Origin of the sequence: Pseudoalteromonas sp. S8-8, assembly GCF_000497875.1 — a bacterium.
Classification (GTDB): Bacteria; Pseudomonadota; Gammaproteobacteria; order Enterobacterales; family Alteromonadaceae; genus Pseudoalteromonas; species Pseudoalteromonas arctica.
The window spans coordinates 41,388-68,110 of record NZ_AUTR01000034.1 but is presented as its reverse complement, the minus strand read 5'-3'; the positions used below and the strand labels follow the sequence as shown (position 1 = coordinate 68,110).

General features: G+C 39.4%; 15 protein-coding genes and 1 tRNA gene. 13 read left to right on the top strand and 3 right to left on the bottom strand.

Annotated elements, in window-relative coordinates:
- Positions 1-15 precede the first annotated feature (15 nt).
- Positions 16-105 (top strand) — tRNA-Ser (locus L659_RS0110245).
- Positions 106-175: 70 nt separating this feature from the next.
- Here the strand turns inward: L659_RS0110245 and L659_RS0110240 are convergent.
- Positions 176-2,854 (bottom strand): CHASE domain-containing protein, encoded by a 2,679-nt coding sequence (locus L659_RS0110240; RefSeq protein ID WP_024590478.1) that lies wholly within the window; start codon positions 2,852-2,854, stop codon positions 176-178.
- 658 nt (positions 2,855-3,512) lie between these two features.
- Between L659_RS0110240 and L659_RS0110235 the strand changes: the two genes are divergently transcribed.
- Both L659_RS0110235 and L659_RS0110230 read left to right on the top strand, forming a co-directional pair.
- Positions 3,513-4,838, top strand: a complete 1,326-nt coding sequence (locus tag L659_RS0110235; RefSeq protein WP_024590477.1) for an OprD family outer membrane porin — start codon at positions 3,513-3,515, stop codon at positions 4,836-4,838.
- A gap of 105 nt (positions 4,839-4,943) precedes the next feature.
- Positions 4,944-5,813, top strand: coding sequence for an alpha/beta fold hydrolase (locus tag L659_RS0110230; protein ID WP_024590476.1), 870 nt, complete (start codon positions 4,944-4,946; stop codon positions 5,811-5,813).
- A 68-nt stretch (positions 5,814-5,881) separates the two neighbouring features.
- Here the strand turns inward: L659_RS0110230 and L659_RS0110225 are convergent, their stop codons facing one another.
- Positions 5,882-6,271 carry a DUF2750 domain-containing protein gene (locus tag L659_RS0110225; protein ID WP_007585609.1) on the bottom strand — a complete coding sequence of 130 codons (390 nt, stop codon included), beginning with the start codon at positions 6,269-6,271 and terminating at the stop codon, positions 5,882-5,884.
- A gap of 238 nt (positions 6,272-6,509) precedes the next feature.
- Between L659_RS0110225 and L659_RS0110220 the strand changes: the two genes are divergently transcribed.
- From L659_RS0110220 to L659_RS0110175, 10 genes are all read left to right on the top strand, one after another.
- Positions 6,510-7,553 carry an alkene reductase gene (locus tag L659_RS0110220; RefSeq protein ID WP_024590475.1) on the top strand — a complete coding sequence of 348 codons (1,044 nt, stop codon included), beginning with the start codon at positions 6,510-6,512 and terminating at the stop codon, positions 7,551-7,553.
- Positions 7,554-7,755: 202 nt separating this feature from the next.
- Positions 7,756-10,125, top strand: coding sequence for a TonB-dependent receptor domain-containing protein (locus L659_RS0110215; RefSeq protein WP_024590474.1), 2,370 nt, complete (start codon positions 7,756-7,758; stop codon positions 10,123-10,125).
- Positions 10,126-10,198: 73 nt separating this feature from the next.
- Positions 10,199-11,326, top strand: a complete 1,128-nt coding sequence (locus tag L659_RS0110210) for an alkaline phosphatase family protein (RefSeq protein WP_024590473.1) — start codon at positions 10,199-10,201, stop codon at positions 11,324-11,326.
- Positions 11,323-12,384 carry an alkaline phosphatase D family protein gene (locus L659_RS0110205; protein WP_024590472.1) on the top strand — a complete coding sequence of 354 codons (1,062 nt, stop codon included), beginning with the start codon at positions 11,323-11,325 and terminating at the stop codon, positions 12,382-12,384. Before L659_RS0110210 ends, L659_RS0110205 begins: the two co-directional genes overlap by 4 nt.
- A 160-nt stretch (positions 12,385-12,544) precedes the next feature.
- On the top strand, positions 12,545-15,844 hold the full coding sequence (gene recC / locus L659_RS0110200) for an exodeoxyribonuclease V subunit gamma (protein WP_024590471.1): 3,300 nt from the start codon (positions 12,545-12,547) through the stop codon (positions 15,842-15,844).
- A complete protein-coding gene (gene recB / locus L659_RS0110195) occupies positions 15,831-19,409 on the top strand; it encodes an exodeoxyribonuclease V subunit beta (RefSeq protein WP_024590470.1) in 3,579 nt (1,192 codons plus the stop codon). Before recC ends, recB begins: the two co-directional genes overlap by 14 nt.
- Positions 19,406-21,460, top strand: coding sequence for an exodeoxyribonuclease V subunit alpha (gene recD / locus L659_RS0110190; protein ID WP_024590469.1), 2,055 nt, complete (start codon positions 19,406-19,408; stop codon positions 21,458-21,460). The genes recB and recD overlap by 4 nt, the downstream gene beginning before the upstream one ends.
- Positions 21,461-21,648: 188 nt before the next feature.
- A complete protein-coding gene (locus tag L659_RS0110185; protein ID WP_007585625.1) occupies positions 21,649-22,974 on the top strand; it encodes a methyl-accepting chemotaxis protein in 1,326 nt (441 codons plus the stop codon).
- 562 nt (positions 22,975-23,536) lie between these two features.
- Positions 23,537-24,607 (top strand): hypothetical protein, encoded by a 1,071-nt coding sequence (locus L659_RS0110180; protein WP_024590468.1) that lies wholly within the window; start codon positions 23,537-23,539, stop codon positions 24,605-24,607.
- 55 nt (positions 24,608-24,662) lie between these two features.
- Complete coding sequence (locus tag L659_RS0110175) at positions 24,663-25,724, top strand: hypothetical protein (RefSeq protein ID WP_024590467.1); 1,062 nt, start codon at positions 24,663-24,665, stop codon at positions 25,722-25,724.
- A 68-nt stretch (positions 25,725-25,792) separates the two neighbouring features.
- Here L659_RS0110175 and ttcA read toward each other — a convergent pair whose 3' ends face one another.
- A complete protein-coding gene (gene ttcA / locus L659_RS0110170; RefSeq protein WP_007585631.1) occupies positions 25,793-26,707 on the bottom strand; it encodes a tRNA 2-thiocytidine(32) synthetase TtcA in 915 nt (304 codons plus the stop codon).
- Between the last annotated feature and the right edge of the window lie 16 nt (positions 26,708-26,723).

Below are 26,723 nucleotides of genomic sequence, written 5' to 3'. Positions count from 1 at the left end.
CAATTGCAGCACTGTGGAGGGATGGCTGAGTGGCTGAAGGCGCACGCCTGGAAAGTGTGTTTAGGTTTATCCCTAACGAGGGTTCGAATCCCTCTCCCTCCACCATTATTCTTAGAGCCCAGTTACTAATATCGAAAGGTATTAGTAACTGGGTTTTTTAATGCCTTCGCAATGACTAACTATTAACTAAATAGAGTGTTGATAACATGCCGACAAGCTCATGTTTTTCAATTGGCTTTGAAACGTAACCATCAAATAACTGCCTGTATATTTCTTTTTGCTCTGTAAAAACATTAGCGGTTAACGCGATAACAATTTGTTCGTTATTAAGCGCCTTAATTTTTTTACATGCCTGAAGACCATCCATTTTAGGCATTTGAATGTCCATAAAAATAATGTCTGGCTTGTGTGACTCGTATAATGAGATTGCTTCTAAACCATTGTTAGCAATAATAATGGTGGCTTTTGTAGGCTCAAGCATCGCAGATGCAACAAGCTGATTTATTTTATTATCTTCAGCTAATAAAATAGTTTTTCCAGATAGGTCAGGAAGCTCAACATTTTTTGTTATTAATGTGCTTTCATCAATCTGTGCTTGTTTTAATGGTAAGTACACATAAAACTGACTACCTGAATCTAATTGGCTTGTTACTTTAATTTCGCCATTCATTAAACCTATTAATGATTTAGTAATAGGTAAACCAAGACCTGTACCGCCATATTCACGCGTAGTTGATTGCTCTGCTTGTTCAAAGCGCTCAAACAATCGCTCTATAGCCTGCTCAGAAATTCCAATTCCGGTGTCTGATATACAACAACATATTTTGTTTTCGTCGGTTAGCCTAAACGTTACTGTAACGCCACCTTGCGAGGTAAACTTAATCGCATTAGATATTAAGTTTAAAAATATCTGTCTGAGTCTAACGGGGTCGCCTACCCAATACTTATGCTCAATATTAATTATAAATTTGAGATATATATTTTTATCACTGGCTTGCAGGCCAAGATCAGACTCTAAGTGGTGAATAAGTTCAAAAAGGTCGAATGATTTATATTCTAATGAAAGCTTCCCAGCTTCAATTTTAGAAAAGTCGAGGATATCATTAATAATAGTGGTGAGTGAGCGGGTCGAATAAAGTGATTTTTTTAAATACTCTTTTGATTTTTCATTCAATGGCTGCTCTTGCAGTAACTGTAATGTACCTAGTATGCCGTTCATAGGTGTGCGTATTTCGTGACTCATATTTGCTAAAAATTCAGATTTAGCTTGTGATGCCTGTTCAGCTAATTCTTTAGCATGTCCGAGAGCTTGTTCGTGATTAATTTGTTCGGTCAAATCGTATGCTACACCCAAATAGCCAACAATTTCATTTTCGTTATTTAATAAAGAGGTGACACTTATATTAACTTGTATGTGCTCGCCTGTAGAAGAAATGTATGTCCACTGATTGATATCAGGCTCTGTAGCCGTTGCTTTTAAGATAAACACTTCAAAACCAGGGAAAACAGGTTCATTTAACTCTGCACTAAGCTGTTTGGCTTTTTTTATAATTTCTTCTTTTAAATGAAAAATACCCGGATTTTCAATTCCAATAACGTCTTGCGCTTTATAGCCTAATAACTTTTCAGAGGCGGGATTAAACAAAGTAATTAAGCCATTTATGTCGGTCGCAATAATAGAGTAACTGGCACTGTTTAAAATACTTTGTTGAAGCATACTTATATCGGCAATTTCTTTAGTACGTAATTTTACTTCTTTTTCTAATTTTAAATTTGTTTGCTGCAGCATATGCTTATTTTGTTTAGCTTTGATAATTCTTCGCTGTGTTCTTTGTGCTCTACGATAAAAAAACAGCTGAATTATTAAAGTTATAAACATACAAATAAGGGTATAAAAAACACCATTGACAATAGCTTGATATTTACTCGGTAAGTGTAGTGATTCAATAAATGTGTCTGAAGCACTAAGTGTGATTTCCCATGTTCTTCCCATCACTTTAATTACTTTATTTAACTGATAATCAGCCGTGTTGCTTTTAATGCCGTAGCTAAAAAAGTCAGTTTTAACGTTGTTACTTATGTCGCTAATGACTAACTTATTTTCATCAGCTTGGGAAAGAGAGTCTAAAATATTGTTTATTAATAAAGGGGAGTAAGTCCATCCAATTAATTGCTCTAAACGCTGGATTTTATCAGTTGGAATAATAATATTTTTATAAACTGGTAGTAAAATTAAAAAGCCTTGTTTCGATTTGTTATCCGCTTGGATTAAAGTAATAGGCGCTGATAATTGAACTTGGTTATTAATTGCAGAGTTTAATGCTGCTTTTTTACGTGTACTTTCCGATGCAATATCGAGTCCTAGAGCCCGTGAATTACTTTGCTCAGGAAATATATACTGAATAATAAAGTGCTCATCACTTTCGTTAGCTAGTTTATTTAGTTTGAATATTTGGTTAGGTCGATCGGATTTTGCAGTTTTTAAGAATTGAGCTAAGTTTTCGGCATTCACTTTTCTTATAAAACCAATACCATTTGCTCCAGGGAATTCTTGGGCGTAGTTACGACTGTTAGAGTAATTAGAAATTGTTTGGTAGCTTAAATTATTAACGCCAATGCCGTGTATAAATCCTTTTAAACCGTATAGCCCATATTTATACAAGTCGAATCTGCTAGTAACGCCTGTTGAGAGTGAAGAAAGGCGGTTGTTGAGGGCTTCATTTATTTTGTTATTAACAGCATCTTGATGTGCAGCGTGGGCAAAGTAAGTTAATACAACACCACTGATGAAAAAAATAGCATGAGTAAGCACCGAGATTAATAACCTTTTACTAACCGGTCGTCCTGAAAACATTAACTCATCCTTTATTATTAATATACTGACAGTATATCTATTTTATCATCGAAATAAATATAGCACTTATTATTCAGGATACAACTTTGTTATTAATTAGAATATATATATTTTATAAAGGTTTAGAGTGGATGTAATATAAAAAGTTGATTTTACTCACCAAGTTAAGACGAACATGTATATAAATATAATAATTTTTATGTTCTTTGCTACTTTATAGCGAACAACAAAAGTATTAGCTAAAGGTGCTGGTTTTTATATTAATCGATTTTTTAGTAGATATTAGGTGCTCAAAAAACAACGGATAGCTTTTAGTTTTTGCTCATAACTTTACTTTGGTAAGTTTAAATCAAGTAAAATTCAATTAATATTATGATGTTTTTTTAAATAAAATTAGCGACTTAGATACGAGTGAGCAAGAGGTAATCTTTACCTACTTTTACAATTCATCCGAAACAAAACAAACTCTTAATATTTTATAATATAGAAATTAAAACATTATAAATTTATATTGTTCTATATTTACTAGCATGAAAGAAAACGTGATTACTTAAAATGTAATTACCTTATGACATGTTTGCCGTGTAGGTCGAAAAAATACACGCTGCTATGCACTGCACAGTGAAAACTTAAAAAAAACAAGGTAACGGAGATAACTATGGCTCACCGAGTATCTAAATTACTTGCGGCAACAGGCGCAGTATTAACATGTATTTCTATTCCTTCGTATGCCGCTCTTAATGGGCTGACAGAACAAGATGAATTTAATATAAAACTTAGATCAATTTATTTTGACCGTGACTACGATAACGACGCAAGTGACGATTCAACTTTTGCTCAAGGTATAGAGCTCAATTACACATCGGGTTATATAAACGATTTAGTGAGTGTGGGTGTATCGACTTACACCGTGATGGATATTAATTCTACGGGTTCAGCCGCAGGTAATATTTTACCAGCGGGTAATGAGAGCGGTGGAGTTGACGATAGCTTTTCTAAATTTGGTCAATATTTTTTAGATTTTAAATTGGGCAACAACGGTCACGTTAAAGTGGGCGGGCAAAAAACCAAAAGTATGTTGCTTAAAAGCTCTGGGAGCCGGGCTATTCCTAATACTTTTAGAGGTGTTTTTGGTGATTACAAAATTGGCAACACTAAATTATACGGTTACGTTTACGACAAATGGAGCCGTCGACACGATGATAGATGGGAAGACTTTTCTACCGATCAATCGGCAACAGGCGCCATTAACGTAATTTGGGGCGTAGGTGCTACGCATAAAAAAGACAATCTAATATTAGAGGCTGAATATTTAAATTCTCACAATTATCTAAGTAAAATGGGATTAAAAATCAGTTACGACATTAAACTTGAGCAAAGTAAGTTAACCCTTTCAACTGGCATATTTACCTCACAAGATGATGGTGATTTATTTGTAACAGGCGCAGAGGGCGGCGATTTAGATGATGAAGATGCAACTGGCGCTTTAACAGGTTTAACTAAAAGTGAAAACGATGGATTTGCCTATTACTTAGATGCTGATTGGAAAAAAGATATTTGGAGTGTAGGTGCGGCATTTACTAAAGTAAGTGATGCTTGGATTGAAGATAATTTCAGTGGCGACCATGGTACAAACCCATTTCCAACTCGCTCATTGATTGGTGCCGATTTAACAAATCAAAACGAGGTAACGTGGCAGGCACGTTTTGGTATTGATTTAAAAGCAGTATCGCCAGGTTTAACAACAAAGTTTTACTACACAAGCGGTAGCGATGCTGAAAACTCTGCGCTGGGTAAGTTAGCTGGCACAGCTGACGAAAAATATTGGGCTGTAGATACGCGCTATAAAGTTGAGAAAATAAAAGGCTTAAGTTTGCGCTGGTTATTTGTAGATTATACAACCGAAAAGTTAGGCAGTGTTGATGGTGTTAAAGGCGACAGAGCCGACCACCGAGTTTATGTAGATTACACTATTAAATTTTAAAATGACGTTTAATAAGCCAATGCAAATTATACATTGGTTTTATTTCCTTTTTTAATTACCTTTATGATAAAACTAACAAATAAATAATAAAAATAAAGCTAATATATGTTTTCTCTTCAACAGTGGCAATCACAGGGTCAATTTACTCAAATTAGTGGCCATCAAATTTTTACTAAAACAGCTGGCGATATAAGTAAGCCTGCGCTGCTTTTGATACATGGCTTTCCAAGTGCTAGCTGGGATTGGGAAGGTATGTGGCAAACGCTTAGTGAACATTATTTTGTAATTACGCTCGATATGCTAGGTTTTGGTTTGTCAGATAAACCAATAAACGCTACTTATAAAATTACCGAACAAGCCGACTTATATACTCAATTTTTAAAAACGTTAAATATTAATGACGTACATATTTTAGCTCATGACTATGGCGATACAGTGGCTCAAGAGTTATTAGCAAGGCAAGTACATAATCAAAGTGCCATAACGATCAATAGTGTTTGCTTTTTAAATGGTGGACTGTTTCCAGAAGTGCACAAACCATTATTTATACAAAAGCTTTTACTTTCAAAGCTAGGTTGGATAGTGCCAAAATTAATGAATAAACAAAAATTTGGCAATAATCTACTTACTATTTTTGGTAAGAGTACACCGCCTTCAAAACAAGTGGTAGACACACTTTGGGAGCTGCTAATTTATAAAGATGGCTTAGCCGTAATGCCCAAACTCATTAGTTATATAAAGCAGAGGCAGCAAAACCGAGAACGCTGGGTTGGTGCCATCATAAATAGCAATATACCACTTACGTTTATAGCAGGCGCAGAAGACCCCATCTCTGGTAAGTACATGATTGAGCATTATAAAAAGCTTATTCCCAATGCGCGCGTACAAGAGTTTGTAGAGCTTGGGCATTATCCGCAAGTAGAAAATCCAGATGCAATTACGCAGGCTTATTTGAATTTTAGATATTGCAAATGAAAACGCGGCTACTAAATTAAGTGCCGCGTTTATAAATTTTAGAACTCTGAGTATTTGGTCTCTGAGCCTTAATATTTTTGCTTTGGCGCTTTTAATTGTTTTTCAAACTCATCTGAAAACAATATCGTGCCATCATCTTCCTCTGTAGGGAAGGCAGCAATAAGTAAGTCATCTTCCTCAAGACCCGGTGTCCAGCGACTAAACCAGTCAGCAAGTGGGATTGCTTTAGCGCTGCAGCCAGCCCATTCGCCAGTTGCCCATGCTTCTGCAAATTCACGAGTTGGCCAAACTGGCACACAGTCGTCATCTTCGTTGGCAAGCATAACGCAGCCATCATCATCGTTTAAAATCCATACTTGCTTGAACTGTTGTACGGTTTCGAACATATAGGCTAGGCGTTTTTTTGCTCCAAGTCCTAAAATTACTGCGTGTTCTTCGCTTAAATTTGGCGTTGTCATAATTAGCTCACTCTTAATTACTATTGATATTAATATATCTAAATTATATGCACACAAGTATAATTTAGATATATGACAGAGTGTTGAAAAGTTGCTATTTAATTTCAGCAATGCAGATCTAATTTGTAGATTGATCAGTATAATTTCTCACTAATTTGAGCGATCATTCAAAAATAAACTTGAATGTTTGCAAAAAGGCCACATTGTAGTAAGCATATACTTAATGAAGGATTGAAAAATGACAACTGATCTACTTGCTCCGTTTAAATTAAATAACACGATTGAGCTTAAAAACCGCGTACTTATGGCGCCACTAACACGATGCATGGCTGATGATAACTTAGTGCCAACACAAGATATGGTTGAATATTATGCTCGCCGTGCCGAAACCGGTTTAATTATTAGCGAAGCAACTATTATTCGTCCAGACGGACAAGGTTACCCAAATACTCCGGGTTTATTTACCAGCGAGCAAATTCAAGGTTGGAAAAAAGTAACTGACGCTGTGCACGCTAATGGCGGCAAAATGTTTGCACAACTTTGGCATGTTGGCCGTGTTGCACACCCTCACTTTTTTGATGGCGATGTACTTGCTCCATCGGCAATTGGCGTTGAAGGTTCTGTTCCTCGTATGCGTGAGCTTACATACATAACACCAAAAGCAGCCACTACTGATGATATTAAAAGTCTAGTTGCTGATTTCGCAAAAGCTGCTGAAAACGCAATTGAAGCGGGTTTTGATGGGGTAGAGATTCACGGTGCTAACGGTTATTTAGTTGACCAATTTTTACATTACGCTGCAAATACACGCAGCGACGAGTACGGGCAAACGCCTGAAAATATGTCGCGTTTTGCACTAGAAGTAACCGATGCGGTTATTGCAGCTGTAGGCAGTGATCGTACTGCACTTAGATTAACACCGGGTGCTTACTTTAATATGAGCGAAGATAGCCGCGATAAAGCGGTATTTGATTACTTATTAACAGAACTTGAAAGCAGAGAATTAGCGTACTTACACGGCGGTATTTTTGACGACAGCATGCGCTTTGACTCGCTTGAAGGCAAAAGCATCTCTGAATTTTTACGTGCAGGCTACAAAGGTACATTAGTAGGCGTAGGTAGTTATAGTTTTGAGTCAGCAAAAGAGGCTATTAACGATGCTAAGTTTGACTTAATCGCTATTGGTCGCCCACTTATTGCAAACCCAGATTACATTAGCAAAATTGCAAACGGTGAAGATTTAGTACCATACAGCGATGAAATGCTAGCTGAATTGAAATAAATTACTATTTGTAATAAGTTCTAGAAAATAATTAAGACACCCAAAGTTAAACCTTTGGGTGTCTTTTTTTGTACATATTCCCGCCATAAATCTTCCATATTTGTTTAATTTTTATGTAAATAAAGTTCATCCTCGTTGTCATATTTAAAATTCATACTGTCTGCGTTTTCATATTTCATAATTAAAATCAAACGGGACAACAATGTACGCTTTAAAAAACAAATCGCTTTTGAGCATGGCAATTGCCATGGCGGTATCAACATCTACTTATGCTAACGACAACACCATAGAAGAAGTAACCGTGGTTGCTAAACCAACCAGCTACGCTAACAATGTTATTGAGCCTGCAATGCTTGAGCAACAAAGTTCGGTATCGAGCATATTATCGGTTATTGATAACTTACCAGGTATTAGCATAAATGAAGGTGATGCATTTGGTGGCGACGATTGGTCTACTACAATCACCATGCGTGGTTTTAGTATTGATGGGAACCAACAACAATTAGGTATGACCGTTGATGGCATTCCCAATGGTGGCTCTAATTATGGCGGTGGTGCTAAAGCTAACCGTTACCTAGATAGCGAAAACCTGGCAACGGTTGAAGTTGGTCAAGGTACGTCTGATATTAAGTCGGCTTCACTTGAAGCACTAGGCGGGACATTTAACTTTGTAAGTAAAGACCCAAGCCTTGAAAAAGGCACTACCTTTGCTTATACCTCAGGCAGCCACGATGCCACGCGTTATTACTTTAGACACGAAACAGGCACTGTTTTTGATAACACACAAGCGTACGTAAGTTACTCGCAAACAGATACAAGCCGCTGGATTGGTTCTGGCAGTAATGGCGGTAAAGACAACCAACACGCTGAGCTTAAGTTTGTATCTAATTTTAACGACTTAACACTTACTGGTCGTTTATCTTACGATGATGTAAGCGAGACAAACTATAACAGCGTAAGCCTTGAGCAGTTTGAACAAACACCCGATTGGGATCAGCTAACATGGAATTGGACGGGAGTTCCGCACTTTGACCAAATGTTTGCAGAAGGTTGGGGGACGCTCCGTGAAAATACCTTAGGCTATTTAAAATTTGAATATGCGATTTCGCCAACTTCATTATTAACCGTCAGCCCTTATTACCATAAAAATTCAGGTCGTGGCGATTGGATCCCACCTTACTTAACAACGCCCGTTGATGAAAATGGCGACCCAACAACCGAGGGCGGTACTAATGCAGGCTCTTATGGTTTTGCTGATAGTGAAGGCAATCCGCTTGCACCAAATGCCGATTGTACGCAAAGTTTGAGCTGGCCATGGGAGTCGGGTCCTGGTTTAAATCCTGCGTGTTACGATGCAACAGCAACGCCGGTTATGTCTTACCGCCATACGCATTACAACAAAGATCGCTTAGGTGTAACGGCAAATTACCAAGCTACATTTGGTGATCACGATATAGAAGCGGGCTTTTGGTATGAGCAAAGCGAGCGTGACGAGTCGCGTGATTGGCACAAAGTAATTGATGCGCGTATTTATCATCACTTTGATAGCACGCCTTACTGGACACAATACAAAAACACTTTTGATACCGATACATTCAAATGGTACCTACAAGACTCGATTAATTTTGGTGACTTAACATTAAATATTGGTGCAAAACAGTATTTAGTTGAATTACAAAAGTACGACCACTTTGCTAACGAAAGATCAGATAAAGTAGATAGCGACTCAGACGTGTTATTTAGCGGGGGTGTATTGTATCAGCTAAATAACAGCACAGAATTATTTGCCAGTTACAGCGAGAATTTTTCCGCAATAAAAGACGGTGTACTTGAGCGAGACAGCTCAACACTTACAAACATAGAGCCAGAAACTGCCGACAATATCGACTTTGGTGTACGTTACCAAGCCGACAGATTAACCCTTACAGCAACGGCTTACAGTGTTAAGTTTGATAATCGCATTACCTTTATTGCCCCTGGTAGTGGCACAGACGGCATTGATTACACGATTGGTACAAATGGCTCGTACGTAAATGTAGGAGGCATTGACTCAAATGGGCTCGAGCTTGCAGCAAGCTATATGTTAACACCAAGCTGGAGCGTGTACTCGTCGTATACTAATAGCAGTTCTGAGTATTCATCCGATGATCCAAATGCATACGATTCACAGGGCGTAATATTAAAAGACGAAAGTGGTAATGAGGTAGCACCAAGCTTTAGAAAAGGCGACAGCATAATAGATTCATCAGAGGATTTATTTGTGGTATCTACCGATTACTTTAGCGATGGCTTTCGTGTTGGTTTATCGGCTAAATACACCGGTGAGCGCTTAGGCGCATGGCAAGACGAAGACACTCGCACGCGTAATAAAGTAGACGGCTACACCGTACTTGATTTTAATGCAGGTTATTCAACTGACGTAGATGCAGGCCCGTTTAAAGCCATTGACGTATCGTTTGTTGTTTATAACGTTACTGACAAAAGCTACTTAGCAGGTGGTACCGGTAACGGCGCTACTTATTACATTGGTGCGCCTCGCACCGCAGCAGTTACATTTACCGCTGACTTTTAATTAGGTTTTAGTAATTGAATTAAAATAAAGCCCATCATTGATGGGCTTTATTATATGAAAGGGCGCAAACGCGATGAAAACAATTATAAAAGTAATACTATTTAGCTTAAGTGTATTAGCGAGCAACTTTGCAACAGCAGCGCAAAATGTAGTGCTGATAACGCTTGACGGAGTACGCTGGCAAGAAGTATTTAATGGGGCTGATAATAGCTTAATTAATAATACTGATTTTGTTGAAAAGCCTGAGCATTTAAAGACCCAATTTTGGGCAAAAACAGCAAATGAGCGCCAGCAATTACTTATGCCTTTTTTAACGCAAGTAGTGGCTAAACAAGGCGTAATTATTGGCGATAGGACTAACGGCTCTACTATGTCGGTAAGTAACCCGTGGTATTTTTCATACCCTGGTTATAACGAAATACTCACCGGTGAAGTTGACGAAAATATAAATAGTAACAACAAAGTGCTCAACCCAAATAAAACTATTTTAGAGCGTTTAGATAATTTACCTGAGTTTAAAGGTAGCACAGCCTTATTTGGTAGTTGGGATGTATTCCCATACATTGTAAATACTAAGCGCAGTAACGTGTATGTAAATGCAGGTTTTATGTCAATTGAAGAGAATTTATTCACCGATGCGCCGCTGTTAAATGCGCTACAAAATGAAATTCCCAGTCCTTGGTATAACGTACGACTAGATAGTTTTACATATCGCTTTGCTAAAGCGTATATGTTGGCTAAAAAGCCTAAGTTGTTAGTAATAAGTTTAGGAGAAACCGATGACTTTGCGCATGATGGTCATTACGATCAATACCTTAAATCGGCAAGGCAAAGTGACGCCTTTATAAAAGACTTATGGGCAACCATTCAAACTACAGCGGGTTATAAAAATAACACCACACTAATTATTACTACTGATCACGGCCGTGGCAATAAGGCCAATGATTGGCAACATCACAGCTCTAAACGTGCACTTGCTGAACTAGAGTTAGGTGAAAATACCTACCCAGAAGGAATTGTTGGCTCTGAACATATTTGGCTTGCAGCCATTGGCCCCGCAATAAAAGGACGTGGCTTAATTAAAACTAAAAATGAGCTTAAACAAGCGCAAATAGCGGCTACCGTTTTAAAGGCTCTTGGGCAGAACCCAAATGAAATAAATTCAAATATGGCGCCTGCTATTAGCGAGATTTTAAAATGAAGAACCTATTAAAACCATTAACCCTATCTGCCTTGGTGCTGAGTTTGGTTATTAGCGCAAGTGTTACTGCTGCGCCATCTAAAATCCTGTTTGGTTCGTGTGGGCATCAAGATAAAAAAATACCCATATTTAATGCAATTAACAAAGAGCAGGGGGATTTGTTTATATTTTTGGGTGATAATATTTACGGCGATACCAACGATATGGATGTACTTGCCGATAAATACCAACGTTTAGGGGCAAAGGCTGGTTTTAAAACGTTGAAAGCGCAAACGCCTATTATTGCTATGTGGGATGACCACGATTATGGTCAAAACGATGCAGGTAAAGAGTATCCGCATAAAGAGCAATCACGCCAAATTATGCTCAATTTTTGGGATGAACCTGCAAACTCAGCGCGTCGCACTCGTCCTGATGGAATTTATACCTCGTACATGTATGGTGAAAATGAGCAAACCATACAAGTAATAATGCCTGATTTACGTTGGAACCGTGATGCGCTAAACCATGTAGGTGAGCTTGAATACTACACTAAGCGTAAGTTAAATAACCAAGGCCCGTATAGTCCTAGTGAAGTAAAGGGCGCATCAATGCTAGGTGAAGCCCAGTGGCAATGGCTTGAACAAGAGCTTAAAAAGCCTGCTGCAATAAAATTGATTGCCTCAAGCTTACAGCTTTTACCCGATTTTACAGGTTGGGAGTCATGGGCAAACTTTCCTGAAGATAGAAACCGTTTATTTGCATTGATTAAAAAGCATAAGGTAAATGGGGTAGTGATCATCAGCGGCGATACGCACTGGGGTGAAATATCAAAGTATCAGCAAAACCTTGATTACCCATTAATTGAGATGACCAGCTCTGGCTTAACTGAAAAGTGGAAAGATGTAAGCCCTAACAAACACCGAGTAGGGAATTTTACTCATAACGTAAATTATGGTGATTTAAGCATAGACTGGCAGCAAATTGACCCCACTATTTCACTTAAATTAAAAGGCATTGATGGCGAAGTAATAATGCAAAGTGACTTTAGTTTATCAAGTATTAGCCCTTATAAATAAACTCACTACTACGCACAGTATATAAAATAGATGCTGTGCGTATAAAATCTGTAAGTTAGTTCTTAACTCTCTGATTTATTAGAGCCAATTACCCGTTTGCGCTACCCCTAATATTGAAAATATCTTACACTGGTTTTATCTCAAGCAAGGTCAGTGCTATATGCTAAATATTATTCAATCAAACCGGATGGAAGCCCTGCAAGCGCAGTTCCACCAGCTATTAAAAATAAACCCATTGCAAAGTCCGTTCGACAAAGAGGTGGTGCTAGTGCAATCGCCGGGTATGTCGCAGTGGTTAAAAATAGGTTTGAGCGAAAACTTAGGGGTCGCAGCGCAGGTAGATTTTCCGCTGCCGTCGAGCTTTATTTGGCAGTTGTATCAGCAATTACTGCCAAATGTCCCTAAAGAGTCGGCGTTTAATAAACCTAACCTTGCTTGGAAACTGTTCGCAATTTTACCAATCTGCATTGATGAACCGCTGTATTTGCCGCTAAAAACTTATTTAGAGGGCGATATAGACGGGCAAAAAACCTTTGCACTGTGCGAAAAAATAGCCGATGTGTACGACCAATATTTAATGTACCGACCGCACTGGATAGCCACATGGGATAGCGGCAAAGATGAGCTTGATGACGTAGATGTAACCATTGCCCCATGGCAGCCTGACTTATGGCGACGCATTGTAAAACTAAGCCAAGAACTTGGGCAAAGCCAATTTCATCGCGCTAACATGCAAGGGCAATTACTTGCTGCACTTGAGACTATGGATAATAGCTTACTGCCACAACGCATTAGTTTATTTGGTATATCGGCGATTGCCAGCTCCCAGCTAGACGTATTTGAAGCGCTGAGTAAAAAAACCGAGGTTATATTATTCTTTTTTAACCCGAGTGAGCATTACTGGGGCGATATTATAGATGAAAAAACAGCAGCTAAAATAAGCGCTAAATACGCTAAAATGCCGCTGGTGGAAGCGCAACAAAAAAAACACACCAACCCAGATGAAGAATACTACTTTATAGGTAATCCGTTGTTATCGTCGTGGGGTAAATTAGGTCGCGACTATTTTGAGCAACTCGTACAGTTAGATGCCCGTTGGATTGATGGTTTTATTGATGTGTTTGACGACACCTTACTAGGGCAAGTACAAAGCGAGATTTATCAGCTTGCGTTTAAAGGTGAATCGCTGACCGATAACAAAGAGTGGTTTATAAACGACGAAGGTAAATTACCAATCAGCGCAACCGACACCAGCATTACGCTCAGCGATTGCCATACACCGCTCAGAGAAGTTGAGCGCTTGCACGACTACTTACTTAACTTATTTAATCAAAACCCAGCGCTTACCCCCAAAGACATAATTGTCATGATGCCCGATGTAGGCACTTACAGCCCTTACATTGAAGCCGTATTTGGCGGGGCACAAGGCAGCCGCTTTATTCCTTACGCATTGGCCGATTTAGCCATAGAGCAAGAAAAGCCTGTCCTTAGCTCATTTGCGAGTTTAGCTAACTTACCGTTTTCGCGCTTTGGTGTGTCGGATATTCTCGATTTATTACAAGTTACGCAAATAGCCGAAAAATTTGGGCTTGAAGCGCACGAATACGAGCAAATTCAATACTGGCTAGAACGTGTTGGGGTTAAATGGGGTATAAACGCAGCGCATAAAAGCAGCTTTGATTTACCCGCTATCGATTTAAATACCTGGCAACACGGGCTCAACCGTTTATTGCTTGGCATTGCCATGCGCGACGAACAATGCCCGTTTAACGGTATTTACAGCGCTGATGAAGTAGAAGGCATGGCGCTTGATACACTCAACAAGCTCGTGCACTTTATTGATGTACTGCAAAGCTTTAAAGAGCAGCTAACGCCTGATGACACGCTCACTAATAAAGCGCATATTTTAAGCGAGCTATTAAACGCCATATACGAAAGTGAAAGCGACGACAGCTGGGATTTATTAGTACTTCAAAACGTGCTCGAAGAGTTACAAAAACACCACGAAAACGGCGATTACAGCAAGGCGGTTTCGCAGCGTGTTGTTAGTTACTTAGTTAAACAAGGCATTCAAGAAAAAGGCGTAGGGCAGCGGTTTTTGGTTGGGCAAGTAAACTTTTGTACGCTTATGCCCATGCGCGCCGTACCATTTAAAGTGGTATGCATGCTGGGCTTAAACGATGCTGACTACCCGCGTAACGTACAACCCATTGGTTTTGACTTAGTGCCTTATTCTAAAAAGCAAAAAGGTGACCGATCACGTAAATTAGATGACCGCTACTTATTTTTAGAAGCGCTACTGAGTGCCCGCGACAACTTATACATGAGTTACATTGGTCGCTCGTGTTTTGATAACCAACCGCGCATGCCATCAACGCTTGTAAGTGAGCTGTTAGAATATATTGGCCGTAGTTTTGTATTAAACGAAAAGAGTGAAAAAACGCTGCCCGCATGTCTAATCAATCAGCAGCATTTACAGCCCTTTAATAGCCATTATTATTTAGCCGATGAGCAAGCTAATACTGTGCTGAGTAACCACAGTTACAACCCAATTTGGCTGCCAAGTGAGTCAATTAAACCAGAGCCAGTTATTGCACTTGATGTGACTGTGCCAGAGCAGCTAGATCTCGATGTGTTTATTAGAAGTGTGTGCAGCGCACAAGAGAGCTTTTATCAGCAAACATTAGGTTTACGCCTGCCACAATTTAACGAAGTAGCAAAAGACGAAGAACCATTTAGCCTAGATGCACTGCGCCGTTATTTTTACCTTGATGAAATACTTAAAGCCAATATAAACGAGCAACCACTGAGTACCGAGCAAATACTGCAGCGGGGTGAGTTACCTCAAGCCAATGTAGGCAGCCTCATATTTGAAAGTATGGAGCACCGAGTTGACGCGCTTGCAGGGCAAGTAAAAGAGCACATTAAAGGCGGGAAAAGTGAGCCGATAGAAGTTTTGCTTACCATTGAAGGCACCAAAATAGAGGGCTGGCTAAATCATGTTTATTTGCAAAAACAAGTGTTTTATCGCAGCGCCAGTATTAAAGCGAAAGATTTAATTAAAGGCTTTATTTATCACCTTGCAGCGCAAAGTATGGATCAACAAGTAGAAACATTGTTACTTGGGCTTGATAAGCAAATTACCTTTGCGCCCATAAGCAAAGCCGATGCCGATGCACTATTAGCCGATTGGTTTGAGTTATACAAAGCGCTGCGCGCAGAGCCTGTGCCGTTTTTTCCGGTAAGTGGTTATGAGTACGTTAAAAGCGGCGGCGATATAACAAAAGCAATGAGCAAATTTAGCCCGCAATACATAGGGCGAGGCGAGGGCGAAAATCCGTATATTCGCTTAACGGTGCAATCGCTAAACGATTGCCAAGACGAATTTATAAAATGGAGTGATAAATTGCTCACGCCTTTATTTGAACACGCAAAGGAGAGTGACCATGCAAGCGCTTAATCCTCTTACTATGCCGCTCATTGGTCAAAGTTTAATAGAAGCCAGTGCGGGTACTGGTAAAACTTATACAATTACGGGACTGTATTTACGTTACTTACTAGGTATGCAAATAGAAGGTGAGTTAAATACGCCGCTCAGTGTTGAGCAAATTTTGGTAGTAACCTTTACCGACGCCGCCACCCAAGAAATTAAAGACCGCGTACGCAGCCGAATTATTGCTGCGCGCGACGCATTGCTTGGGCAAGATCCAAATGACGAACTCATTGAAGGCGTAATTGCCAAAATTGACGATAAACACCGCGCGTTTGATTTACTCGATGCAGCTGCTAAATCAATGGACGAAGCCGCTATTTTTACCATTCATGGCTTTTGTCAGCGGATGCTAAAACAACATGCGTTTGAGTCGGGTGTGGCGTTTAATCTCGAATTTATTTTAGATGAGCGCGACATATTACTCGAAACCATTAAAGATTTTTGGCGTGCGTTTGTATACCCACTTAACAAAGAACGCACCGATGCTATTTTAGATGTATTTGCCGCACCCGAGGCTTTATTCGCTCAAGTGGCGAGCATTTTAAACAAAGCTAATGCGCACATTACGCCACAAATAAAATTAGACGATGTATGGAAGGCGCGTGACGAGTACATAACCCGTGTACCTGCATTTAAAAAAGCGGTGTTAGAGCAAGAGTTTATAGGTGCTATAAAAGGCTCGGGTTTAAGCGGGTCTAAAACGCCAGCACGAAAAGGCAGCCTTGGTGCGCTTGAGGCATTTTGTTTAGGCGGTGATTTGTTTTTTGAATTTGGCACTAGCAAGTATTCGTTTGAAGTGTGGAGTACAGAAAACTTAAGCGATGCAGGCAACTATAAAAAAAATCAGCCATTATTTGTGCATCCATTGCTGAGTCAATTTGACGAGCTTGCCGCCCTTAATAACACCATAAACCAAGGGCTCAAAATAGCAGTTATACAACATGCAGCACGCTGGGTAAAAGCTGCAATAGTTAAGCGCAAGCAAGAGCAAAGCGTGATCACCCCAGATGACTTACTGACCAATTTACACAGTGCGCTTAATAACGAGCAAGGCGACGTACTGGCGCAAAAAATTGCGCAGTTGTTTCCGGTTGCCATGATTGATGAGTTCCAGGATACCGATCCGATTCAGTACGGTATTTTTAGTAAAATTTATGGGCAACAAAATACCACGCTTGCCATGATAGGCGACCCTAAACAGGCTATTTATGGCTTTAGGGGCGCGGATATTTTTACGTATATTGGCGCAAAAGAGGCAGTACAGACTGATCAGCAATTTACGCTGGGTACTAACTTTCGCTCAAGCACCGATATAGTAAATAGCGTTAATAGTTTATTTGGCAAACACGCTAACAGCTTTATTTATAACGACGCCATACCGTTTAACGCAGTAGCTGCTAAAGGTAAAAAAGCGGATGACTCTTTTTTAATTGATGGCAAACCCGCTACCGCATTCGAATTTAATGTATTTGTAGATGAAGCCGCCGATGAAAAAAACAAACCAACTAACAAAGGTGTAGGGCAAGCGCATTTAGCCACTCACTTTGCTAATAAAATAGTGACCCTGCTTGAAAAAGCAAAACAAGGGGACGCGTGCATTGGCAGTACCCCTGTAAGCGCTGCCGATATTTGTATATTAGTGCGCGACCGTGTTGAAGCGCAAATAATGAAAAAAGCGCTTAGCGAAGCCAAAATAGCCAGCGTGTATTTATCGCGAGAAAGCGTTTTTAGCCAAGAGCTTAGTCATCACCTACTTAACTTTTTAACAGCGCTGCATGGACAATATGATGAGTCATTGCTGCGCGGTGTTTTAGCTGGTCCATTATTTTGTTTAAGTTATAACGAAATACATGCACTCGCCGATGATGAAAATAAATGGCAAGAGCATTTAAACTTTTTTGCTCAACTTAGCCACATTTGGAACAAGCAAGGCGCTATGGCAATGCTTGAGCGCTTAATGAGCCATAACCAGCTTAGCGCTAAATGGCAAGGATTGGGATATAACGTTGAGCGTTGGCTGACTGACTTTAGGCATTTGGGCGAAATACTTCAGCAAAAACAAATAGAGCTTGAAGGCACGCTGCGTTTACTGCGATGGTTTGCACAAAAGGTAAGCCAACAAGACGGTGAAACAGTACAAGTGCGCCTAGAAAGTGACGCCAACTTAGTTAAAATTGTCACTATGCATGCCTCAAAGGGGCTTGAATACCCACTGGTATTTATGCCGTTTGCTAGTGGCTATCGCGAAACAAAAGAAGCGCTTTATCACAATAACGGCAAGCTAGTTTACGATTTAAGTAAAGACGAAGATGCCCTTCAAAAAGCAGAGCAAGAGCGCTTAGCTGAAGATTTACGCCTGCTGTATGTAGCACTTACTCGCGCTGTGCATTTTTGTGCGCTTGGTGTTTATAACATTGGGCAAGGGCAAAGTAGCCGCTTAGCAATGCAAAGTAGTGCACTAGGGCATGTTTTATTTGCAGGGCTTGAGCTTGCCAGTAGCCAAACATGGCGCACGCATTTAAGTGAGTTTTGCGACGCTAATAGCGCGATGAGCTATCAGCAATTTACCTCGCAAACGTTATTAGAACAGGGAAAGCTTTGTTTTAGTAATAGTAAAATTGCGCAGCAAACATTAAGTGTTAATAGAGTAACGGCAAATATTGAGCGTAACTGGCGAGCAACCAGCTTTAGTGCGTTGAGCTTTAAAAAGCACAGCGACCAATTAGCCCCAGGGCGAAGTGATGAAGATCACGAAAAAGACGAGTTTGCAGTGCAAGAGGACGAACTGCCATCACCTTATAGTTTTCCTAAAGGGCCAAAGCCGGGTAGCTGTTTGCATGAAATATTTGAACAAATAGATTTTATTAGCCCAATAGTTCACCCAACTAATACCGAGCAAAACTTATCTGAGGTAGTTAAGCGCAGTCTTGAAAAGTACCACATAGGTGAGCAATGGCGAGAAGTGGCTGAAAAGTGGGTACTCGATGTTCTTGCGTGCCCCCTAGATAAAAGCTCTCTAGAAAACAGCCTTCTTTCATTGGGTGTGCTTACACCCAATGATTGCCTAGTCGAAATGGAATTTAATTTACCCCTTGAGAGCTTAAGTGCACCTAAGCTAAACGAAATGCTGGTGAAACATTTTGGCTTTACGCAAAGTAAGCTTGAATTTTCACAAGTAAAAGGCTTGTTAAAAGGCTTCGTCGATTTAATATTTTGCTACCAAGGTAAATATTATATTTTAGATTATAAGTCTAATTATTTAGGCAGTACACCAGCTGATTACGAAGGCGATATGCTTGAGCAAGCGATGAGCAGTCATCAGTATCATTTACAGTATTTAATCTACACGGTAGCGCTGCATCGTTTATTAAAACAACGTATAGCTGATTACTCGATAGAAACCCATTTAGGCGGCGTGTATTACACGTTTTTACGTGGAATGCCGACAGGGCAAGGCGTGTACTTTAAAAAGCTAACTGAAGAACAAGTGATTATTTTAGATGGCTTATTTAGCCAAGGAGCTATGCTATGAGCGATTTAAATGAGCAACCTGGCTTGTTTGACGATATAGACGAGACACTTAATAACGAAGCCGCAGAGCCTCTTACTTTAAAAAATGTAGCACAAGATGCCCCATTAGAGGACATTGTGTTAAATAATACGATTACCGAAGTCCCGTTACTTGAGTATTTATTAGCGCAAAACCGACTGCGTGTAGTTGATGTTAAACTCGCAGAATTACTGTGTGCTAATGACATTGAGAAAACTCACAATGAACTGTTTTATATTATTTTATTGCTGTGCTTATCGCAGCAAAGCCAGCATAGCTGCCTAACCTTAAGTGAAGTTGATTGGAGTAATCCTTTTAATTTGCGCAAAAGCGACTTTAATAAACTCGATGGCAATGTACCCAGTACGCTAAGCCCGTTTAGTGATGATTTTAACGTACATACGGCGCTTAATTATTTACAAAGCCATGAAAGCGTGGGCGAAAATAAACCACTGCAGCTGTTTAACGAGCGACTTTATTTTGCGCGCCTTGCCGGTTATGAGCAAACACTCGCGGATAGACTATTAAGCATGAGCGAGCGAAAGCTCAATATTAATAATGAAGTATTGGCTGAACTTTTAAATACCTATTTTCCTGCTGATTCAACAATTGAAACTGATTGGCAAAAAGTGGCGTGTGCGATTGCCGCCACCAAAGGCTTTAGTGTGATCACGGGTGGGCCTGGCACAGGTAAAACCACTACAGTGACTAAGTTGTTGGCTATTTTACAGTCACTTTATGAAACAGCACCCCTTAGCATTAAACTTGTGGCCCCTACAGGTAAAGCCGCTGCACGCTTGAGTGAGTCAGTCTTAGGTGCTAAAAATAAACTAACAATTATTCCTGATAATATTAAAACGCTGATACCACAAAACGCTCAAACTATTCATCGCTTATTGGGCGTAAAACCGTTTACTAATAAATTTAGGCATAACAAAAGCAATCCGCTGCATTTAGATGTACTAATTATTGATGAAGCCAGTATGGTCGATTTATCGCTGATGGCTAAATTAATAGAAGCACTGCCCGCGCACGCGCGATTAATACTCCTAGGTGATAAAGATCAGCTTGCCTCGGTAGATACCGGCAGTGTAATGAGCGATTTATGCCAAGGTTTAACACTTGGGCAAACGCCAAGCTACTCGCAAGCACGTTGTGATGAGCTAAATAGTTTATGTTTTAATAATAAACCTAAACTCGTATCGCAAAGCGTGAGTGAATTTAAACTTGCAGATTGCATTGCCTTTTTACAGCACAGTTATCGATTTGACGCACAAAGCGGTATTGGTCAACTAGCACTTGCGGTAAACACCAATAACACCGGTATTTTAAATTACGTAGAGCAAGAAAGTAGTGAAGGGCGTTTTAACGATGTAATTTTAGATTACGACTTTGTAGCAAAACCGATTGAAAAGCTCGTTAAAAGTGCAGCAAGTCATTATGCAAAATACCTTAACTTAATAGCCCAAGGTGCAGATGTTGCACAGGTGCATACTGCTTTTGCTAGTTATCAGCTTTTAGCTGCAGTGCGAGAGGGCGATTACGGCGTTAATAGCTTAAATCAACGAATAGAGCGCGTGTTGCAACAGCAAGGTTTAATTACCGTAAGTCCTAATACTCACCACTACACGGGTATGCCTATTATGGTGAGCCAAAACGATTATCAACTTAAGTTATTTAACGGTGATATTGGTATTTTAATGCCCGATGAAAGTAATCAGCTCAAAGCCATATTTATTGACGAGCAAGGTAATCAACGAGCATTTTCGCCAGCACGACTCCCTGCACACGATAAAGTATATGTAATGACTATTCATAAATCACAAGGCTCAGAGTTTAGCTACACAGCCATGGTACTGCCACCGCTAAAACAAGCGCGCATGGGTATTAACAGGCAATTAGTGTATACGGGAATAACCCGCGCTAAAAATAAGTTTGAGCTGGTGGCTGACAAAAAAGTACTGCAATTAGCAATGAATAAAAGCGTATCGAGAGCGTCTGGATTGTATGAAAGATTAAAGTTTGAGAATTAAAGGTTCTGCTGGGACATAGAAGTTATTTTATTGATGTATCCACATATTTGTAGATACCAGTGTTTATGTATTGGCTATTTTAAAACTTTCTGAATCTAGTAATTAAAGCTCTTATTATTTATCGCGTTATAAATAATATCTTCTATAATAAAATTAATTATATATTGAATGTATTAGTAGGGATATTAATGTTTTTTTCTAAAAATAAACAAAACGAAATAGCTTCTCTAAAAGCTGAACTTTACCCATTACAACAAGTGTGGGAAGGGCTTTACCGAGAGATGTTAGTACTAAACATTCTTTATGATGGCCGAATTTCGCACGCCAATGATAAGTTTTTAGAAAACCTAGGCTACAGTGAAGACGATCTAACTAATAATTCTTTTGACGATTTTATTACAGATTCGTCTCGTCAATCTTCAGAATTTAAAAGCCTACAGCAAGCTATTAAAAAAGAAGGGCATTGGGGCGGTGCATTGCAAGTTATGCGCAGCGATGGTAAAGCTGAATGGTTACGTTTAATAGTACATCCAGTAAAAGGGGAGCAAGATCAGTTGCTCTATTTTTCTATATTCGGAAGTGTACTTACAAAAACAATTACGGCTTCTCGCGAGCAAAGCGATACTATTAAAGCGATATATCGCTCTATGGCGGTAATTGAATTTGATTTAGAGGGCCATGTCTTAAAAGCAAATGATCAGTTTTTAGCTGCAATGGGTTATCAAGAAAGTGAAATACTAGGTAAACATCACCGTACGTTTTGTGAGGCTTCAGAGTATAACTCTCAAGAGTATCTGCAATTTTGGGCTAAATTAAGAGAAGGTAAGTTTATTGCTGAGCGTTTTAAGCGCGTAGATAAACATGGCAACATTGTTTGGCTAGAAGCGTCATATAACCCAATCTCAAATGACGCGAATGAGCTTTATAAAGTGATGAAGTTTGCAACTGTTATCACTGATCAAGTAAATCAAGAAATTGCGATATCACAAGCTGCCGAAATTGCTTATAGCACTTCAACCCAAACTGATAAAAAAGCAGAGCAAGGCGCGAGCGTTATACAAGATACAGTCGCAGTAATGACTGAGCTGGCTATTAACATGGAGCAAGCTGCAAATGAAATTTCAGCGCTTGATCAGCAGTCGCAACAAATATCGAGTATTGTACAAAGCATTAGTAGTATTGCTGAGCAAACAAATTTATTAGCATTAAATGCCGCAATTGAAGCGGCAAGAGCTGGCGAGCAGGGGCGAGGCTTTGCTGTGGTTGCAGACGAGGTCCGATTGCTTGCATCGCGTACCTCAAAAGCAACAGAAGAAATTGTAGAAGTTGTACAGCGCAACCAATCACAAACCCAAAATACGGTGGCTGTAATAGAAAAAGGTAAAGAGAAGGCAGAGCAAGGCTTGGCGTTATCTAAAGAATCTGGTGAAGTGATGCAAGAGATCCAACAAGGTGCACAAGAAGTTGTAAATGCGATTGGGCAATTTACCAGTGAACTTAAAGCTAACGGTTAGATTAGCTTCGTCCTTATTCTAAAGCGGGCACTTTCAATGGTATCCGCTTTAATCTTACTACCCTCAATATACCCCTTGAAACCCATCTAATAATTTCAAATATAACAACTATACCTCTATTAACTCATTAATCAGTATGAAATAAGTTTCTTCTCTTCTCTAAATGATAATAAGTTGTTGCATTTTTGTTCGTTGTTCCTAATACTAGAGTCTGTTGATCTTTCAAGGTTAAATTTGCAGCAGTCTGTTTGGTATTTAGGCAAGGCAGAGCCTAAGTAGTGTGGTTGTTCCCCATAAATAGGCGATAACGTAGCATTAATGCCAAACAGACGCTGCCCAAAGGATACTTCCTAGAGGCTATTTACTCTTTGTTGCTCGGTTTTTACTTAGCCCACTAGGTTACAAATCTCGCGCCGTGATTAAATAGCCTCTAGTTTGAACAAATTTTAATCCGCAAAGAACAACAGACCCTAGTGAACACCTAAGCTGACAAGCTTATGTAAACCAACATGAATACCTTAAATGATAATAAAATATTAAGTACACAACATTAAGGAATTGTATGAACAACACAAAGCGTACACACAAATTAATTAAGCCAAGCCACCTAATTGGTGCGGGGTTAGCTATGTTAATGAGCTTTTCTGCAGCGAGTAAAGACTACAAAATTATATTAATTCATGGGTTACAAACTTCGCAAATAACAAATAAGTCGGGTAGTGATGTAATCAATGATGGTGAAACATATTGGCAATCGTACTGGAATAATCGTGCAGATGAGCGAATTGATTGGCCTGCTTATGAGCGTATTGAAGGTAAAATTGCTACCGATTGGGTGTGGCCAAAGCTAAAGCAAATTTCACGCTCTAATTTATGCAGTGATGGCTGTGTATTTGTAACACATTCAACAGGAGACTTAGTTGCACGCCATATTATTGATAATCAAGAAAACTGGTTAGAAAACGAAGGCTTAGAGCCGCTTAATATTGTTGCTACGTTTGATTTAGCAGGCGCGGGTGGTGGAAGTGAGCTGGCTGACGTAGCTGTTAGTGCTTTAACTGGCGCATCATGGAACTTTGCGGTCGATGCAGCACTCAAATGGTGGCTAGGAAGTGATGTAACCGAGGCCGTTGGTGTATTACACGATTTAAAAGTGAATAATGCACGTAAAATATCTCCATTTCCTGATGCACGTACACCTCGTTTACGCTTTGTTGCCGATGGAAATGCATATTTGGGTTTAACGGGTGGTTTTTTAAAAGGCAATGATGATTCGGTTGTTGCATCGCACTCTTCATGTGGTGCCAGTTCGGCTGGCTCGTTTGGAAGTTGTAGCAGCAGTATTGATACAAATGGCCATTTAAAATCGCAAGGTGATGCAGTAAGTAGCTTTATGCCAAACCATTATCCAATGATGATGAGTGACAGTTATAGCCATAACGAAATACATAACGCGCAGCGAAAAGGTAATGTAACAATAGCCATGAATAACGTAAATGTGGAAGGTGACAATGTAGGTTTTAATACGTTTGATAAAACTACAGGTAGTTGGTTTTGGAAAAAACAATATCGTTATATTAAGGATTCAAATAATTTAAGCGCATCAGCACTTATTTATAATGTGATTCCATAACATACAAGGCGTGTAGTTAAAAACTATACGCCTTATAAAAGATTGAAATATAAAAATGAAAAAATTTTATGCCGTTGCTTTAATTATTAGCACTATTTTATTCTCGCTATGGTTTACAGGTAAAAATGATGCTCATAAAGTTGTTGAGCCAATAACACCTCAGGTTAAACACAGTGCGAGCGTAGCTGATTTATCGCCTGTAAAAGTGATCCCTATAGACGTACCTACAGCAAAAAAAACACAATCAAAAAAACAAATCGCGTTTAATGAAGACTTAACAAAAGCAGCGCAGCAAGTGGTTATGCAATATGAAAGTGCACTTAAATTTCCTCCTTATTCTCAGCCATTGAGTCCATTAGATGAAGATCGATTAAAGCCAAATCAATTCTACCCGGTATCGAGCCCTATTGATGAAAGTGGCGATGCTTTAACGTTAAGTCTTAAACAATATCGTTTTGTATACCCAGAAGAAATAACAATAAAGATAAGCGCCCAAGGGCTTGGAAAAGTGGTCGTTGAGCTTGCAAATACTGATACAAAAGAAGTGTTAAATACCCATACAGGCAATGCGCGTGACGGTGAAGCAATTATTACATTTGAAGAGGATGAAGATTACCCTCGTAGCTTACAAGTGTTTGTAGAGGGTGATGTTGCGGGTAAAAAAGTTCCCGTAGTTGCGCAAATTCAATATATGCCGCCGAGTGCAACTTTAACAGGTTTTGAAACTGCTTATGCACAAAACGAAAACATGATTTTGCCAGCTAACATAGTGGTAGTAAAAAGTGGTTTGTATCGTGTTAGGGCTAATTTATACAGTGGCGATACACCACTTGCTCATTTAGTATCTAAAGAGCGGTTAACGAAGGGAAGCCAAACTCTTAATTTGAAAGCTCATTGGTCGGTGCTACCACAAGGCATTACAGATATGCGCTTAAGCGACTTTGTTATTGAGAGAATGTCGCCAAGCCCAGGTGAGCGAAATAGCTTTGGGAATAGTGAAATAAGTCACTTTGATATTAACGATTTTTCGTACGATAGCTTGCAGCAATTACCATATCAGGCTAATGCACAAGAAAAGTTAAGTTTGGAATTTTTACAAGGCTTAGCTGAGAGTTAAAAATAGAACGCAATGCTGAATTGGTAAATTTAAGGGGGTTGTACATAAATACAACCCCCTTAAATTTGTTAGCTTAGATTTATAGTAACTACACTTGGCGCTTCTTGTTCATCAAGCTCATTAGCAACAGGCACTTTAGGAATATCTGGTTTATCAAGGGCTATATCGCCACCATCAATTACTTCACCGGTTTGTAAGTTTTTAAAATCAAACAAGTCGGCGTCAGCTAAATGTGAAGGCACTATGTTTTGCATTGCCGTAAAAATGCTTTCAATACGACCTGGGTGCTCCGCATCCCATTTAGCGAGCATTGTTTTTGTATGTTTACGCTGTAAGTTTTCTTGCGAGCCACATAGGTTACACGGAATGATAGGGTAACCTTGTACAAATGCGTATTGGCTTATGTCGCTTTCTTTACAGTATGCAAGTGGGCGAATAACCATATGCTCGCCGTTATCACTCATTAATTTAGCCGGCATACTTTTTAGCTTTCCGCCGTAAAACATATTTAAAAACAATGTTTCAATCATGTCGTCACGGTGATGACCAAGGGCTATTTTAGTAGCGCCTAGTTCTTTTGCTGTGCGGTATAAAATACCACGACGTAAGCGTGAGCAAAGTGAACACGTTGTTTTACCTTCAGGGATAATATCGGTAACAATACTGTAAGTATCTTCTTCTACAATTTTGTATTCAACATTTAATTTATCAAGATACTGGGGTAAAACATGCTCAGGAAAATCAGGTTGTTTTTGATCAAGATTTACAACAACTAGGTCAAACTTTATAGGTGCTACACGTTTTAAATGTTGAAGCATTTCAAGCATTGTGTAGCTATCTTTGCCGCCAGAAAGGCATACCATTATACGGTCACCTTCTTCAATCATATTGAAGTCCATAACGGCTTGACCAGTTTGGCGACGTAAACGCTTTTGCAGCTTATTTAAGTTAAATTGAGCTTTAGCTTGATCTGAGTGTGACAATTACGCCCCCTAGTAA